Origin of the sequence: Bradyrhizobium sp. NC92, assembly GCF_025200865.1 — a bacterium.
Lineage (GTDB): Bacteria > Pseudomonadota > Alphaproteobacteria > Rhizobiales > Xanthobacteraceae > Bradyrhizobium.
In genome coordinates, this window is sequence record NZ_CP104171.1 from 6,058,259 (window position 1) to 6,074,462 (window position 16,204).

Sequence of the window (16,204 nt, forward strand, 5' to 3'; positions counted from 1 at the left end):
GAACAACAAGAACGGGCCGCTCCTGCACGTGGACCCGTGGCTCTCATCAGGAGGAGGAAACAGCACAGCATCGTTTCTGGTCCCAACGTGACCGCCCTGCACGAGCAGACGCCGGACGAGAAGCCCGGTGATTGAGCAATGCTTCGGAAACAATAAACGAGACCAACGGAGGAATAACCTATGCGCAAGGTGCTACTGGCGACCTATCTCGGCTCCGCGGCGGCTCTCGCCGTCGGCAGCGCCTCAGCCAATGACGAGCTGATCAAGATGTCGCAGAACCCCAAGGACTGGGTGATGCCGGCGGGCGACTATGCGAACACCCGCTATTCCAAGCTGAACCAGATCAACGCTCAGAACGTCGGCAAGCTTCAGGTCGCCTGGACGTTCTCGACCGGCGTGCTGCGCGGCCATGAAGGCGGCCCGCTGATCATCGGCAACGTCATGTACGTCCACACGCCATTCCCGAACAAGGTCTACGCCATTGACCTTTCCAACGAGAACAAGATCATCTGGAAGTACGAGCCGAAGCAGGATCCCAACGTCATCCCCGTGATGTGCTGCGACACCGTCAACCGCGGCCTGTCCTACGGCGACGGCAAGATCATCCTGCATCAGGCCGACACCAACCTCGTCGCACTCGACGCCAAGACCGGCCAGGTGGCCTGGTCGGCGACCAACGGCAATCCTGCGAAGGGCGAGACCGGCACGTCGGCCGCGCTGGTCGTCAAGGACAAGGTCCTGGTCGGCATCTCCGGCGGCGAGTTCGGCGTGCAGTGCCACGTCACCGCATACGACCTCAAGAGCGGCAAGCAGGTCTGGCGCGCCTATTCCGAAGGCCCGGATGACCAGATCAAGTTCGATCCGGCCAAGACCACCGCGCTCGGCAAGCCGGTCGGAGCCGACTCCAGCCTGAAGACCTGGCAGGGCGATCAGTGGAAGATCGGCGGCGGCTGCACCTGGGGCTGGATCTCCTACGATCCCGCTTTGAACATGGTCTATTACGGCTCGGGCAATCCTTCGACCTGGAATCCGAAGCAGCGTCCGGGCGACAACAAATGGTCGATGACCATCTTCGCGCGCGATGCGGACTCCGGCATGGCCAAGTGGGTCTACCAGATGACGCCCCACGACGAGTGGGACTATGACGGCGTCAACGAGATGATCCTCACGGATCAGCAGATCAACGGCCAGCCGCGCAAGCTCCTGACCCATTTCGACCGCAACGGCCTCGCCTACACGATGGATCGCGAGAACGGCGAGCTGCTGGTCGCCGAAAAATACGATCCGAAGGTGAACTGGACCTCCGGCGTCGACATGGACAAGAACTCGCCGACCTACGGCCGGCCGAAGGTGCTCGACGCGGCCTCGACCGACAAGGCCGGCGAGGACGTCAACGTGAAGGGCATCTGCCCGGCCGCGCTCGGTACCAAGGACGAGCAGCCGGCAGCCTACTCGCCGGACACGCAGCTGTTCTACGTTCCGACCAACCACGTCTGCATGGACTACGAGCCGTTCAAGGTGAGCTACACCGCGGGCCAGCCCTATGTGGGTGCGACGCTCTCGATGTATCCGCCGCAGGGTGAAAGCCACATGGGCAACTTCATCGCCTGGGACGGCAAGACCGGCAAGATCGTCTGGTCGAACAAGGAGCAGTTCTCGGTCTGGTCGGGTGCGCTCGCAACCGCCGGCGGCGTGGTGTTCTACGGCACGCTCGAAGGCTACCTGAAGGCGGTCGATGCCAAGTCCGGCAAGGAGCTCTACAAGTTCAAGACTCCCTCCGGCATCATCGGCAACGTCACCACCTATGAGAACAACGGCAAGCAGTACGTTGCCGTGCTCTCCGGCGTGGGTGGCTGGGCCGGCATCGGTCTGGCGGCAGGTCTGACCGATCCGACCGCAGGCCTCGGTGCCGTCGGCGGCTACGCGGCCCTCAGCAACTACACGGCGCTCGGCGGTACGCTGACCGTGTTCTCGCTGCCGAACTAAATCCGTCAGCATCGCTCCGGCGCGTGGATCGCTCCACGCGCCGGCTCGTCTCCACCGAATGCCGGCCGAGGGAAAAACTCTTGCGTAAAATCTGCTTTGTCATTGCTGCGACGATCTTGGTTGCGTCCGGAGGAATTGCGGTCGCGGACGGTCCGGGCGATCCGGCTGCCGTGAAGAAGGAAGACGACGGAAAGTGGCTCGATAAGGAGGGCAATCCCACCTACAAGATTTCGGCCGACGGCACCGTGGACTGGTTCACCTATTCCGGATACCGCCGCTATCACTCGGACTGTCACGTGTGCCACGGCCCCGACGGCATGGGATCGACCTACGCGCCGGCGCTGAAGGATTCCGTCAAGTCGATGAGCTACGGCGACTTCCTCGGCGTGGTCGCCTCTGGCCGCAAGAACATCTCGACCGCGCAGGAGAACGTCATGCCGGCGTTCGGCGACAACCCGAACGTCGCCTGCTACATGGACGACCTCTATGTCTATCTCCGCGCGCGCTCCACCGAAGCCTGGGGCCGGCAGCGTCCTTCGAAAAAGGAGGAGAAGACGGAGGCCTACACCAAGGCTGAAGACGCCTGCATGGGCAAGAAATGAACGTTACGAAGGCGGCCAAGACTACTTCTTGGCGTCTGATGCGAATTTGAGGAGCTACCGATGAAGACACATGCCGCCGTTGCTTTCGAAGCCAAGAAGCCGCTCGAGATCGTCGAGGTCGATCTGGAAGGCCCGAAGGCCGGCGAAGTCCTGGTCGAGATCAAGGCGACGGGCATCTGCCATACCGACGCCTACACGCTCGACGGCTTCGACAGCGAGGGAATCTTCCCGTCGATCCTGGGACATGAGGGGGCCGGCATCATCCGCGAGATCGGCCCGGGCGTGACCTCGGTGAAACCGGGCGATCACGTCATCCCGCTCTACACGCCGGAATGCCGGCAGTGCAAAAGCTGCCTCAGCCAGAAGACCAATCTCTGCACCGCGATCCGCGCGACGCAGGGCAAGGGCGTGATGCCCGACGGCACCAGCCGCTTCTCCTACAAGGGCAAGCCGATCTACCACTATATGGGCTGCTCGACCTTCTCGAACTTCACCGTGCTGCCCGAGATCGCCGTTGCCAAGATCCGCGAGGACGCGCCGTTCGACAAGAGCTGCTACATCGGTTGCGGCGTCACCACCGGCGTCGGCGCCGTCGTCAATACCGCCAAGGTCACGCCGGGCTCCAACGTGGTCGTGTTCGGCCTCGGCGGCATCGGCCTCAACGTCATCCAGGGCGCCAAGATGGCCGGCGCCGACAAGATCATCGGCGTGGACATCAACGATTCCAAGGAGGAATGGGGTCGCAGGTTCGGCATGACCGACTTCGTCAACCCGAAGAAGATCACCGGCGACATCGTTCAGCACCTCGTCGGCCTCACCGACGGGGGCGCCGACTACACCTTCGACTGCACCGGCAACACCACCGTGATGCGCCAGGCGCTGGAAGCCTGCCATCGCGGCTGGGGCACCTCGATCATCATCGGCGTCGCCGAGGCCGGCAAGGAGATCGCCACCCGCCCGTTCCAGCTCGTCACCGGCCGCAACTGGCGCGGCACGGCCTTCGGCGGCGCGCGCGGGCGCACCGACGTGCCGAAGATCGTCGACTGGTACATGAACGGAAAGATCCAGATCGATCCGATGATCACCCACGTGCTCAAGCTCGAGGAGATCAACAAGGGCTTTGACCTCATGCACGAGGGCAAATCCATCCGTTCAGTCGTCGTGTTCTAGCTCGAAAACGTCACACCAAGGAGGATCGACCATGACTGTTGCACTCCATCCCTCGATCGACAACGGCATCAAGCAAGGCAGCGGCAGCTTCGCCGGCGGCACGCTGGTCTGCAAATGCAGCGACCACCCGGTGAAGGTCGGCGTCAAGGGCGACGTCGCCCACAACCATGCCTGCGGCTGCACCAAATGCTGGAAGCCGCAGGGCGCGACCTTCTCCGTCGTCGCCGTGGTGCCGCGCCAGAACGTCACCGTGCTCGAGAACGGCGACAAGCTCCAGATCGTCGATCCCTCGGCGGTGATCCAGCGCTACGCCTGCAGGGCCTGCGGTACGCACATGTACGGCCGGATCGAGAACAAGAACCATCCGTTCTACGGCCTCGATTTCATCCATCCCGAACTGTTCCAGGAGCAGGGCTCGCAGGCGCCGCAATTCGCCGCCTTCGTCTCCTCCGTGATCGAATCGGGCGTGAAGCCCGAGCAGATGGCCGGCATCCGTTCGCGGCTGAAGGAGATCGGCCTCGAGCCCTATGACTGCCTGTCGCCGGCCCTGATGGATGCGATCGCAACCCATGTGGCGAAGGCCAAGGCCGCCTGAGAGGGCCCGAGCTGGCCGGCCGCCAGACCTCGGCCACACCATCTTCGGCTCGCTAGCGCCCGTCGCCGCCAGCGAGCCGCACCGGACCCGCGGCGCAATGCCGCCGCTTCTGCACCACGCGTGAGTAAGGGCCATCGGCTCCTCAGTCCTGGTCTCTGAATGACTGCGCAGGACCGACCGCTTCCTGCTTGAAGTTCGCGGTGTCCTGCGTTCTCCCTCCCTCGACTGAGGCCTACTGCTTCGTCCGTTCGGTCTTGCTGGCGGACGAAGCTTTTTTCGTTGCGCCCATTCGATGAGCAGGCGGCGGGATGACGCGCCCTGCTTTTGACAAACCGTCGATGCAATCTTTTCCCGGTGAGAACACCCGGCTGTGAACGCCGGGTCGGAGCGATCTCTGCTAGGGTCGTGCCGTCACGATGCCGCGCGAAGACAATCAATCAAGAAGAAAACGGGAGGTATCGAGCACATCCAGACATCGCCATCCGCGTTCCTGCCTCCCTCCGGGATTTGCCCGCGCGGGACCACGGCGGGACGTGGCGAGACGACGCACGAACCGTCGCCGACCGGCGGCGGAATTTTGAATTTGGCATGCTTATGAAGAGCGAGGCACGATCATGATCAAGGTGAAGATCAACGGCCAGGAACAGAGCTGGGACGGCGACCCGGATCTCCCGCTACTCTGGTTCCTGCGTGACGAGGCCGGACTGACCGGCACCAAATACGGCTGCGGCCAGGCGCTGTGCGGCGCCTGCACGGTCATCGTCGACAAGCAAGCGGTGCGCGCCTGCATCACGTCCGTCAACGATGTCGCCGGTCGCGAGGTCACCACGATCGAGGGTCTGCATCCGAATGGCGATCACCCGGTGCAGAAGGCGTGGCGCCAGCTCAACGTGCCCCAATGCGGCTTCTGCCAGGCTGGCCAGATCATGCAGGCTGCGGCCCTCCTGATGGATAACCCGAAACCCTCGCACGACCAGATCCGCGAAGGGATGGCCGGCAACATCTGCCGCTGCGGCTGCTACCAGCGCATCGAGAACGCCGTCCATCTCGCATCGACGGGGGTGTGACATGAACTTCATCGATAATCCCGGCAAGCTGCGCGGCTTCGAAAAGCACCTCAAGGTCGAGAAGGTCACGCGCCGAAGCATCCTGAAGGGGCTCGGCGTCACCGGCGGCTTCGTGCTCGCCGCCCCCGTGATGTCGCGCCAGGCGCTCGCCTATGAGACCGGCGCCGGCAAGATGCCGCATGGCGTCGTGGTCGATCCGCGCGTTTTCGTTTCGGTAGGCGCGGATGGCATCGTCACCATCGTCGGGCACCGTTCGGAAATGGGCACCGGCGTGCGCACCAGCCTGCCGCTGATCGTGGCCGAGGAGATGGAGGCCGACTGGTCCAGGGTCAAGGTGCAGCAGGCCCATGGCGACGAGGTCAAATTCGGCAACCAGGACACCGACGGCTCGCGCAGCACGCGGCATTATCTGATTCCGATGCGCCAGATCGGCGCCTCCGCCCGCACCATGCTGGAGCAGGCCGCAGCCAAGCGCTGGGGCGTGCCGGCGACCGAGGTCAAGGCGGTCAACCACGAGGTCGTGCACAGCGCCAGCGGGCGCAAGCTCGGCTTCGGCGAGCTTGCTGCCGACGCCGCAAAGGAATCGGTGCCGAGCATCGAGGGCCTCAAGCTGAAGGACCCCAAGAACTTCCGCTATCTCGGCAAGGGCCAGATCGGCATCGTCGATCTCCATGACATCACCACCGGCAAGGCGCGCTATGGAGCCGACGTGCGGCTGCCGGGCATGAAATATGCCGTGATCGCCCGCCCGCCGGTGACCGGCGGCAAGCTGGTCAAGTTCGAGCCGGAAGAGGCCTTGAAGATCCCCGGCGTCGAGAAGGTGATGCAGGTTCGCGGCTGGCCATGGCCGTCGAAGTTCCAGCCGCTCGGGGGCGTTGCGGTGATCGCGCGCAACACCGGCGCGGCGATCAAGGGCCGCGACGCCTTGAAGCTGGTCTGGGACGACGGCCCCAACGGCAAATACGACTCGGTCGCCTACCGCAAGGAGCTCGAAGAAGCCTCGCGCAAACCCGGCCTCGTGCTGCGCAAGGAGGGCGATGCGGACGCTGCCTTGAAGAGCGCCGACAAGGTGATCGTCGGCGAGTACTACCTCCCGCATCTCGCCCATGTCTCCATGGAGCCGCCGGTGGCGGTCGCGGACGTCAAGGGCGACAAGGCGGAGATCTGGGCGCCGGTGCAAAGCCCCGGCGGCACCCGCGAGGACGTCGCCAAGACGCTCGACATTCCCGAGGCCAACGTCACCGTCAACGTGACCCTGCTCGGCGGCGGGTTCGGACGCAAGTCGAAATGCGACTTTGCGCTCGAAGCCGCGCTGCTCTCGAAAGAGCTCGGCGCGCCGGTGAAGGTGCAATGGACGCGGGAGGACGACATCCACAACGGCTTCCTGCACACTGTCTCGGTCGAACGGATCGAGGCCGGCCTCGACAAGAGCGGCAAGGTGATCGCCTGGCGCCATCGCAGCGTGGCTCCCAGCATCGCCTCGACCTTTGCCGCCGGCACGGTGCATCAGGCGCCGTTCGAGATCGGCATGGGCCTGGTCGATATGCCGTTCGAGATCGCGAACATCTCTTGTGAGAACCCGGAAGCCGCGGCGTTCACCCGCATCGGCTGGTTCCGCTCGGTCTCGAACATCCCGCGCGCCTTTGCCGTCCAGTCGATGGTCGGCGAGATCGCGCAGGCAACAGGGCGCGACCAGAAGGACATGCTGCTCGAGCTGATCGGCTCGCCTCGCATCGTCAAGCCCAACGTGAAGGACCTCTGGAATTACGGCGAGCCCCAGGACAGCTACCCGATCGATACCGCGCGCCTGCGCAAGGTGGTCGAGCTGGTCGCCGAGAAGGGTGAATGGGGCCGAAAGGTGCCGAAGGGCCACGGTCTCGGCATCGCCGTGCACCGCAGCTTCGTCAGCTACATCGCGACCATCGTCGAGGTGGCCGTCGACGACAAGGGCAAGCTGACGGTGCCGCGGGTCGACACCGCGATCGATTGCGGCACCTACGTCAACCCCGAGCGCATCGCTTCGCAGATCGAGGGCGCGGCGATCATGGGGCTGAGCCTTGCCAAATACGGCGAGATCACCTTCAAGGACGGCAAGGTGCAGCAGAAGAATTTTGACGACTTCCAGGTCGTCAGGATGGACGACTCGCCTGTGGTGACCAACGTCTACGTCGTGCCGCCCGGACCCGACACGCCGCCGAGCGGCGTCGGCGAGCCCGGTGTTCCCCCGTTCGCGCCGGCCCTGATCAACGCGATCTTCGCGGCGACGGGAAAACGCATCCGCTCGCTTCCGATCGGCAAGCAATTGGAGGCGTAGCCGCGGAACAGAAGCGGCCTCGCGCCGTTTGCATCGATCTGACAGGAGCAGATCGATGACCAACATCTCAAAGGCGCTCGCAGTCTCGCTGTCGGGCGCCTTTCTTTTGATTGCCGCGGGCGCATTCGCCCAGAGCAGCACGACGCCGCCGACCACGGCCACGCGCCCCACCGGCCCCGACCAGAATTCGCTGCCCAACGCCAACGCCCCGCCCGCCTCCACCACCCAGACCACCGGGCAGCACAACCCCGATCCCAAGATTCGCGAGATGAACCAGAAGGAAAAGGACAAGGTCGAGCGCGAGGGGAAGTAGCTTTAGCGCCTGCGCATTGATGCGCCCTCTCCGGTTTTGTCCACCGAAGCCTTGGCGAAGGCGGATGTGGGAGAGGGCAGCGACGCTGGTCGATGCGCACTCACTTGGGTGAGGGGTCTGCCTCTGCGCGACAATCTCCCGATGAATGCGCGCGGATAGAACCCCTCATCCGGCGCTTCGCGCCACCTTCTCCCACAAGGGGAGAAGGAAGAGCCACAAAATGCGGCGGACGTTGCCGTCCGCCGCATTCGCCACCCCCCTGCTGCTCCGCTTCTGTCGATCCGCCCGCGGAGCTATTTCTTCAGCGCGAAGACCCAGATGACGCCGCCCTGCGGCACGTTGGCTTCGATGCCGATGTTGTTGGTCACGAGCGCATCCTGGATGCGCTGCGCGTCGACGCCCCATCCCGACTGGATCGCGATGTATTGCGTGCCGTCGATCTCGTAGGACACCGGCATGCCGACGATGCCGGAGTTGGTCTTCTGCTCCCACAACAATTCGCCCGTCTTGGCGTGGAAGGCGCGGAAATAGCGGTCGTTGGTCCCTCCGACGAAGACGAGATCGCCCGCGGTCGCCGTGACCGATCCGAACAGTTGCGACTTTGGGAAGTTGTGCTGCCAGACCTTCTTGCCGGTTGCGGGATCCCAGGCCTGGAGCTCGCCAAAATGATCCGCACCCGGCTTCGTCTTCAGGCCGATATCTTCCGGCTTGGTGCCGAGCCAGAGCTCGCCCGGCTTGAGCGGCACTTTCTCGCCGGTAAAGCCGCCGCAGAAATTCTCGTTGGCGGGCACGTAGACGAGGCCGGTCTTCTGGCTGTAGGCCGCCGACGGCCAGTCCTTGCCGCCCCACAGCGACGGGCAGAACTCCACGCGCTTGCCCATGACCGGCTTGTGCGCGGGGTCGACGATCGGCTTGCCGGTCTCGGGTTCGATGCCCTTCCAGACGTCGGTGAAGACGAACGGCCAGCCGGCGACGTAGTTGATCTTGGTCGGCGTGCGCTCGAGCACCCAGAAGATCGCGTCGCGTCCCGGATGGACCAGGCTCTTGATGTTGCGGCCATCGCGTTGCAGGTCGATCAGCATCGGTGCTTCGACCTCGTCCCAATCCCAGGAATCGTTCTGGTGATACTGGTGATAGGTCTTGATCTTGCCGGTGTTGGGATCGAGCGCGAGCACTGATGACGTGTAGAGATTGTCGCCGGGATGCGAGTCGCCCGGCCACGGCGCGGCGTTGCCGACACCCCAATAGATCGTCTTGGTCTCTTTGTCGTAATTGCCTGTCATCCAGGCCGACCCACCGCCGTTCTTCCAGTCGTCGCCTTGCCAGGTGTCGTGACCGGGCTCGCCTTCACCGGGGATGGTGTAGGTCCGCCACAGCTCCTTGCCGTCCTTGGCATCATAAGCCACGATGTAGCCACGCACGCCGAACTCGCCGCCGGAGCCGCCGACGATGACCTTACCGTCAACGATCAATGGCATCAGGGTCAGGTACTGGCCCTTCCTGTAGTCCTGCACCTTCGTGTCCCACAGCACCTTGCCGGTCTTGGCATCGAGCGCGACCACGTGGTCGTCCGTGGTGGCGAGGTAGAGCTTGTCCTCCCAGAGGCCGACGCCGCGGTTGGTCGGATGCAGCTGGAACAGATCGTCAGGAAGCTGCCGCTTGTAGCGCCAGTATTCGTCGCCGGTCTTCGCATTCAGCGCGATCACCTGCCCCATCGGGGTCGTCACGAACATCGCGCCATTGTTGACGATCGGCGGTGCCTGATGGCCTTCGACCACGCCGGTGGCGAAGGTCCAGACCGGTGTGAGGTTCTTCACGTTGGAGGTATTGATCTGGTCGAGCGGGCTAAAGCCCTGCCCGTCATAGGTGCGCCGGTAGAGCATCCAATTGCCTGGCTCCGGATTTTCGAGCCGCTGCGAAGTGACGGGCGAATAATTCTCGATCGGGCCAGCCAGCGCGGCGGTCGAAACGAGGCAGGTGAAGGCGACGAAGCCGGACAGGTAGAATTGCTTCCTGGTCATGGAGAGTTTCATGGACGTTCCCCTTTTTCATCCGCTTGAATTCTTGTTGTGAATTCTTGTCGTTCGTCCCGTCGTCCGCCGCGTCGGCGGAGGCGGCCGTTCGTGACGCGGGCTCAGCCCGCATCCGTCCATCATCCTGGCTGTGTGCCACCTACCTTTCCCATGAAATTGCCGGCGACGCTGAGCGAACCGTCAGCGAGCGCCAGCGGCAGCGCTGCAAGCCGCCGCGGTGCCGGCCCGAACACGACCTGCGCGCCCGCGCGGGGATCGAATTCGGAGTTGTGGCACATGCACTTGAACACCTCCTTGTCGCCGACATCGCTCTTCACCCAGGCAGTGACGGGACAGCCCGCATGCGAGCAGATCGCCGAATAGGCGATGATGCCGTCGACGGCCCGCGCGCGGGTCTTCTCGTCGAGGTCGGCGGGATCAAGCTTGATGATCAGGATCTCGTTGAGCCGTGAGGCGCTGCGCACCACCGCTGAGGTGGGGTCCTTCGGCCAGGCATGGACCGGCGGTCCGCCGGCCTTGAGATCGGCCGCGGTGATGAGCTTTCCCTCCTGGTCACCTTCGGAGAAGACGAGCAGGTCGCCTTTCTGCGGCCGCTCATCCGAGCCGGGCGGATCCTCACCTGCGCGGGCCTGGGTGGAACAGCCGAGGCACGCTGTCGTCGCGAGCGCACCGAGCAGCATGGATCGCCGCGTCTGCTCGGCACCCGCATCGACGTCGGGTTCCGCAGCACTCTCTGAGGATTGTGAATTAGTATCGACCGATGCGCGAACCATGCCCGTTAGCAGGCGCTGGAACTCTGCCGAAAACAAGGCGAAGACTTGGCGCCGCAGTGCATCAATGTGGCTTTGCTCGCGTTGATTGAGCAAGGCTAAATGCGTTCCAGCGCGTTTTCGCGAATTCTACATCGCATTGCGCGAACGGCATGATGATTTTGCAGATCAGATCGATGCTGCGGGAATTGGTGCGGCGCGCCATCACGCAACGCGAGCTGCACCTTTCTCAGGCAGGCATTTTGTATTCACGACCTGAGCACGTGACGCGGCGAAGCGATGCGGCCCGCAAGTGTTGCCGACGCCATTTCAAAACTGTCGGCGATGCGACGCGCCTTGTCGATGAACAGCGCAGCCGCCGCCGGCGGGCAGACCTCGCGCGCGGTCTGCTCGAACAGCTCGAGCCAGCGATCGAAATGGCCTCCGGCCAGGCTCAGCGGCAGGTGTGCCCGCATCGGCGAGCCATGATAGCGGCCACTCATCAACACGACCGACGACCAGAAATCCCTGAGCTTGGCGAGATGCTCGTCCCAGTTCTGCACGACGGCGAAGACGGGCCCGAGCAGCGTGTCCTCACGCACGCGTCCGTAGAAGCGGGTGACGAGTTCTGCGATCATCTCCTCGGTGATCCCGGTGCGCTCGATCGCATCCTGGGTCAACAGGTTCCGCCGCGCGGCCGCAGCTTCCCGCTCGGCCTTCAGTCGATCCGACATGTCCTTTGTTATCCGTTCCGTTGTTCCCGCAGGCTGCCCGTTCGACATTGTCGGGCCAATTGCGCGCGGCGTCTTTGTCGCAGCGCAAATTGCGGGGATCTGGCGGCGGACGCTAGGTGCCCGCCGCCAATGCCTTCATCAGGCGGTATAGGTGTAAAAGCCCTGCCCGGTCTTGCGGCCGAGATGGCCGGCATCGACCATCTCCTTCAGCAGCGGGGCTGGCCGATATTTAGGATCGTTGAAGCCCTTGTAAAAGACCTCCATCACCGAAAGCATGGTGTCGAGCCCGACGAGATCGGCAAGTGCGAGCGGCCCGATCGGATGGTTGCAGCCGAGCTTCATGCCGGCGTCGATTTCCTCCGCCGTCGCGATGCCCTCCTGCAGCGCGAAGATCGCCTCGTTGATCATCGGACACAGGATGCGGTTGACGGCGAAGCCCGGGCTGTTCTTGGCCGTGATCGCCACCTTGCCGACGCGCTTGGCGAAATCCAGCGCCTTCGCATGGGTGTCGTCCGAGGTCTGCAGCCCACGGATGAGTTCGAGCAGCGCCATCACCGGCACCGGATTGAAGAAGTGCATGCCGATGAAGCGGTCGGGACGGTCGGTCGCCGCCGCGAGCTTCGTGATCGAGATCGAAGAGGTGTTGGTTGCGACCAGCGTGCGCGGCGACAGCGTGGCGCAGAGATCCTTCAGGATCTTGACCTTGAGCTCCTCGTTTTCGGTGGCGGCCTCGATGACGAGGTCGCAATCCGACAGCTTCGCCCGGTCGGTGGTGCCGGTGATGCGCTTGAGCGTCGCCTCGCGGTCGGCCGCCGACATCTTCTCTTTCTTGACCAGCCGCTCGAGGCTTCCGCCGACGGTCGACAGGCCGCGGCTCACCGCCGCATCGGAAATATCGACCATCACGACCGACAGGCCCGCGGCGGCGCAGACCTGCGCGATGCCGTTCCCCATGGTCCCTGCCCCGATGATGCCAACGGTCTGGATCATTGCGTCACATCCTTCATCCTTGCGGGCGAGCCAGTTGCAGCCCGGCCCCATTGTTCCTGCATCAGGGTCTAGCACCGCCACTGGGCTGGCGCGACCCGATCCTGTTCCTTAGCGCATCCGAGGCCGGAATAAAGCCGCCCGCGGGGCGGCCAGGTGCCTCGATTGTAGGTCACTGGCCGCGTTTTCCGGTCATCCTGAGCCTTGCTCCAACCCCCGGTGGGGCTGCCCAACCGTTGGGGGCTACCGCGGGCCTTGATTATGGCAGCGGCAGCGGCGAGAACGGCGGCGCGGGGCTGCCGCGGAACAGGAGCTTGGCCCGAGACGGATGAACGATTTCGCACGATCCATCGGTGCCGCCTTTGCGCTGATCGGCGAGGCCGACACCGAGCTATTGGGCATCGTCGCCTTGTCCGTAAGGGTCAGCCTGACCGCCAGCATCCTCGCACTTCTGATCGGCGCCCCCTTTGGAGCCCTGCTTGCGATCACCCGCTTCCGGGGACGCCAAGTCATCGTCATTCTGACCAATGCGCTGCTCGGCCTTCCACCGGTCGTGGTCGGGCTCGCCCTCTATCTCCTGCTGTCGCGGTCCGGCCCGTTCGGGGCGGCGGGCTTGCTGTTCACGCCAGCCGCCATGGTGATCGCGCAGACGCTGCTGGCGACGCCCATCGTGGTGGCGCTGGTGCACCGGCCGGCAAGCCTGCTGTGGGCGGAGTATGGCGACCTGGCGCGGATCGACGGACTGTCGGCCCTGCGCAGCATGGCCCTGCTGTTCGCGCTCGGCCGGACCTCGCTGCTGACGGCCTTTCTCGCCGCGTTCGGGCGCGCCATCGCGGAAGTCGGCGCCATCATCATCGTCGGCGGCAATATCCGCGGCTTCACCCGCACGATGACGACGGCGATCGCACTGGAAACCAGCAAAGGCGACCTGCCGCTCGCGCTCGGACTCGGGCTGATCCTGCTCGCACTCAGCGTCGCGGTGTCGACCGTCGCCTTCGTCCTAGTGGGGCGCGTTGGGGAAAAATAGCTCCGCGCCGCCGACCTTGTACCCGGCGATCGCGTCCTGCCCTTGCGGCGAAATCAGCCAGTCGATGAAGGCCTGTCCCTCCTTCGCCTTCACGTTCGGATGCTTTTCAGGATTCACCAGCATGACGCCGTACTGGTTGAAGAGCCGCTTGTCCCCCTCGGTCAGGATGGCGAGTTCGCCGCGGTTCTTGAACGACAGCCAGGTGCCGCGGTCCGACAGGAGGTAGGCGTTCCACGACGAGGCCATGTTCAGCGCCGGGCCCATGCCCTGGCCGATCTCCCGATACCAAGTGTCCTTGCCGGCACTGAGGTCGACGCCGGCCTCCTTCCATAGCCTCAGCTCGGCCGCATGCGTGCCGGACTTGTCGCCGCGCGAGATGAACGGCGCTTTCGCGGTCGCAATCCTGCGCAGCGCCTCGACCACGTCCTTGCTGCCCGAGATCTGCGCTGGATCGCTCTTGGGGCCGACGATGACGAAGTCGTTGTACATGACGTCGAAGCGCTTCACGCCCTGCCCTTCGGACATGAACTTGTCCTCGGCGGGCCTGTCGTGGACGAACACCACGTCGGCATCGCCGCGCCGCCCGATATCCAGAGCCTGGCCGGTGCCGACGGCGACGACCTTCACGCCGATGCCTTCGGCCTTCGCGAACAGCGGCAGCAGATGGCCGAACAGCCCCGACTGTTCCGTCGAGGTGGTCGACGCCACGGTGATGGTGCGATCCTGTGCGGATGCGATGGTGGACCAGAGCAGAACCGCTCCGATGATGGCAAGCTTCCTCATGCGCCGTCCCCGACCAGACAATGACGGTTCTGAATAGCGGCTCGCGACGACGACGGGAACCCCAACCTTGGATCGCAACGAGAGCAAAGGCTGCCGCGCGTCGGCAGGAACGCGGTCAGCGCACGCGAGTTGACCGGATGCAAGTCACGGAGAATCCGATGAAGAAGATCATCCTGGCCTCCGCATGCGTCATGGCGCTGGCGACAGGTGGCGCTTTGGCGCAGACACAACCCGCACCCGGCGCATCCGGTCAGGGCGATGTCGGCCCCTCATCGCGAGGCCCGGCAACCAAGGGAATGACGACAGGACGTTCATCGAACATGCAGAACGAGGCCAGCGACGGCAAGGGCGCGCAGTCGCCTTCGGCCGGCGGCAGCGACACCAACAACATGAGCAGCCAGGCCGGCGGCAGTGCGGGTACCGGCGGCACCGGCTCCGGCAAGTGACCTGAGGATCCAATATCTCTAGGGATGCGAGTCAATTGAAGCAATCGCGAACGGCACTCCACTCTGCGGAGCGGCATTCGCCCCGCAGAATGGATGCGCGGATGTTCTGCAATTGGTCCTGCCTACGTTGACACGGGTGTGACGGCCGGGGCAGGTTTTCACATTGCTGACGAATCAGCGATTGCCTCACGCCGAGCACCTCTTGGACAACTCCCAGTGCTTTCGAGACTGATATCGTTGCTGCGCCGCATTCCAGCGGTGAACTGGGCGTTTTCCCGGCTTCGGCCTGTGCCGCACAGCGGCAACCTCGACGTCGCGCCGACTGCAGAGGCTTCATCTGCCATCGCCGAAGACGTTGCCAGCACTACTCCAGAGCCAATCGCCGAGATCAGCTATGATCCAGTCCACGATGAGGCTGATCTCGCCGCCACCGCTCCGGTCGCGGAGAACGATGCGGCTGTGTCGGTCGTCGCGGACATTGCGGCCGACGATACCTGCATCGGCGACTCATCTTCAGAGTTGGCAACGGCAATCGAGGCGCCTGCGGCGCCGCCAGCGACCGAGGAGGCGTTGGCTGCATCGGCCGGTGTGGAGAACGAGCCAGTTGCAGCCTCCGATCTCGCCGTCGTGGACGATGATGCATCGCCTGCTGGAATCTCTGCAGAGATCGACTCTGCCACCGCAGAAGAGATTGTGGCTTCATCAGCAGACGTCGCGACCGCTTCGGCCGATCTCCCTGCCCTCATCATCGAGGCTGCCCCCGCGCCCGACGTATCCCTCGATCTCGTACCCGATGCCGCCGAAGCAATCCCGGTCGACGTCGAGAACGTGGCGGCTGTTGTCTCTGAAGCCAGCGCCGAGATCGATCCGGCGCCCGTTGTCGCAATCGCGCCGACGCCCGCAAATGATGTTCCGCTCGCCACGGCCATTGCGGCGGTAGCCAACGAGTCATCCAGCGACGTCGCGGAAGCTGAACCAGCTCCGGCTCTCACGTCTCCTTCGCCAGAGATCCGCAGCGCACCGAAAGTTCGCGCGCGCGCCGTAGAGCCCGCCGACCGCGCCGCGCTGATCCGGCAGCGCTGGGCCGAGAGCGGAATCAGGATGTGGAATCCGCAGCTTCACGGCACCGGCGAGGCCGCGCTGAACATCCAGGGAAGCGTCGGGCTGCTGCCGCCGGCGGCCGGCGAGACAATGCCGCGCTACGACAAGCTGGAATTCAGGATGCTCGGCGGACAGATCGTCTGTGAGGGCGTCATCGTCGAGGCCCCCGTGCAGGCGGGCCATCGGAGCTTCACGCGGCTCGCCGAGCCGCGGAGCATCGAGCGGATTCGCGAGCCGGCGCGCGAGCGCCAGGCCGTTCTCGCCTGATCCTTTCGTCTGCGACCACCACGAGAATGT

The 16,204-nt window shown here is 64.3% G+C and carries 15 protein-coding genes; 10 read left to right on the plus strand and 5 right to left on the minus strand.

Annotated features, from left to right (window positions below; all coding sequences use genetic code 11):
• Window positions 1-180 precede the first annotated feature (180 nt).
• From xoxF5 to N2602_RS28665, 7 genes are all read left to right on the plus strand, one after another.
• Window positions 181-1,986, plus strand: coding sequence for a lanthanide-dependent methanol dehydrogenase XoxF5 (gene xoxF5 / locus N2602_RS28635; RefSeq protein WP_212255260.1), 1,806 nt, complete (start codon window positions 181-183; stop codon window positions 1,984-1,986).
• A gap of 80 nt (window positions 1,987-2,066) precedes the next feature.
• A complete protein-coding gene (locus N2602_RS28640; protein ID WP_172785585.1) occupies window positions 2,067-2,588 on the plus strand; it encodes a c-type cytochrome, methanol metabolism-related in 522 nt (173 codons plus the stop codon).
• A gap of 60 nt (window positions 2,589-2,648) precedes the next feature.
• Window positions 2,649-3,758 carry an S-(hydroxymethyl)glutathione dehydrogenase/class III alcohol dehydrogenase gene (locus N2602_RS28645; protein WP_260380165.1) on the plus strand — a complete coding sequence of 370 codons (1,110 nt, stop codon included), beginning with the start codon at window positions 2,649-2,651 and terminating at the stop codon, window positions 3,756-3,758.
• A 31-nt stretch (window positions 3,759-3,789) separates the two neighbouring features.
• Complete coding sequence (gene gfa, locus N2602_RS28650; RefSeq protein WP_172785586.1) at window positions 3,790-4,353, plus strand: S-(hydroxymethyl)glutathione synthase; 564 nt, start codon at window positions 3,790-3,792, stop codon at window positions 4,351-4,353.
• Window positions 4,354-4,967: 614 nt separating this feature from the next.
• Window positions 4,968-5,420, plus strand: a complete 453-nt coding sequence (locus tag N2602_RS28655; RefSeq protein WP_025037743.1) for a (2Fe-2S)-binding protein — start codon at window positions 4,968-4,970, stop codon at window positions 5,418-5,420.
• Window position 5,421: 1 nt separating this feature from the next.
• Window positions 5,422-7,734, plus strand: a complete 2,313-nt coding sequence (locus N2602_RS28660) for a molybdopterin cofactor-binding domain-containing protein (protein ID WP_260380166.1) — start codon at window positions 5,422-5,424, stop codon at window positions 7,732-7,734.
• A gap of 55 nt (window positions 7,735-7,789) precedes the next feature.
• A complete protein-coding gene (locus tag N2602_RS28665; protein ID WP_260380167.1) occupies window positions 7,790-8,047 on the plus strand; it encodes a hypothetical protein in 258 nt (85 codons plus the stop codon).
• A gap of 293 nt (window positions 8,048-8,340) precedes the next feature.
• On the opposite strand, the gene N2602_RS28670 is transcribed toward N2602_RS28665, so the two are convergent.
• The 4 genes from N2602_RS28670 to N2602_RS28685 all read right to left on the minus strand — a co-directional run bounded on the left by N2602_RS28670 (window position 8,341) and on the right by N2602_RS28685 (window position 12,553).
• On the minus strand, window positions 8,341-10,068 hold the full coding sequence (locus N2602_RS28670) for a methanol/ethanol family PQQ-dependent dehydrogenase (RefSeq protein ID WP_212255532.1): 1,728 nt from the start codon (window positions 10,066-10,068) through the stop codon (window positions 8,341-8,343).
• A 131-nt stretch (window positions 10,069-10,199) separates the two neighbouring features.
• Entirely contained in the window at window positions 10,200-10,853 is a 654-nt protein-coding gene (locus N2602_RS28675; RefSeq protein ID WP_260380168.1) for a ubiquinol-cytochrome c reductase iron-sulfur subunit, read from the minus strand.
• Between the two features lie 245 nt (window positions 10,854-11,098).
• Window positions 11,099-11,563 (minus strand): group III truncated hemoglobin, encoded by a 465-nt coding sequence (locus N2602_RS28680; RefSeq protein WP_172785590.1) that lies wholly within the window; start codon window positions 11,561-11,563, stop codon window positions 11,099-11,101.
• Window positions 11,564-11,701: 138 nt separating this feature from the next.
• On the minus strand, window positions 11,702-12,553 hold the full coding sequence (locus tag N2602_RS28685; RefSeq protein ID WP_212255255.1) for a 3-hydroxybutyryl-CoA dehydrogenase: 852 nt from the start codon (window positions 12,551-12,553) through the stop codon (window positions 11,702-11,704).
• Between the two features lie 325 nt (window positions 12,554-12,878).
• Between N2602_RS28685 and N2602_RS28690 the strand changes: the two genes are divergently transcribed.
• Window positions 12,879-13,577 (plus strand): ABC transporter permease, encoded by a 699-nt coding sequence (locus tag N2602_RS28690; RefSeq protein WP_172785591.1) that lies wholly within the window; start codon window positions 12,879-12,881, stop codon window positions 13,575-13,577.
• Here the strand turns inward: N2602_RS28690 and N2602_RS28695 are convergent.
• Window positions 13,551-14,360, minus strand: a complete 810-nt coding sequence (locus N2602_RS28695) for a substrate-binding domain-containing protein (RefSeq protein ID WP_260380169.1) — start codon at window positions 14,358-14,360, stop codon at window positions 13,551-13,553. The two genes, N2602_RS28690 and N2602_RS28695, sit on opposite strands and share 27 nt — an antisense overlap.
• A 158-nt stretch (window positions 14,361-14,518) precedes the next feature.
• On the opposite strand from N2602_RS28695, the gene N2602_RS28700 reads away from it, so the two are divergent.
• Window positions 14,519-14,806, plus strand: a complete 288-nt coding sequence (locus tag N2602_RS28700; RefSeq protein WP_260380170.1) for a hypothetical protein — start codon at window positions 14,519-14,521, stop codon at window positions 14,804-14,806.
• 138 nt (window positions 14,807-14,944) lie between these two features.
• The gene (locus tag N2602_RS28705) at window positions 14,945-16,174 is read left to right on the plus strand and encodes a hypothetical protein (protein WP_311738555.1); all 1,230 of its coding nucleotides are present in this window, start codon (window positions 14,945-14,947) and stop codon (window positions 16,172-16,174) included.
• Window positions 16,175-16,204 lie beyond the last annotated feature (30 nt).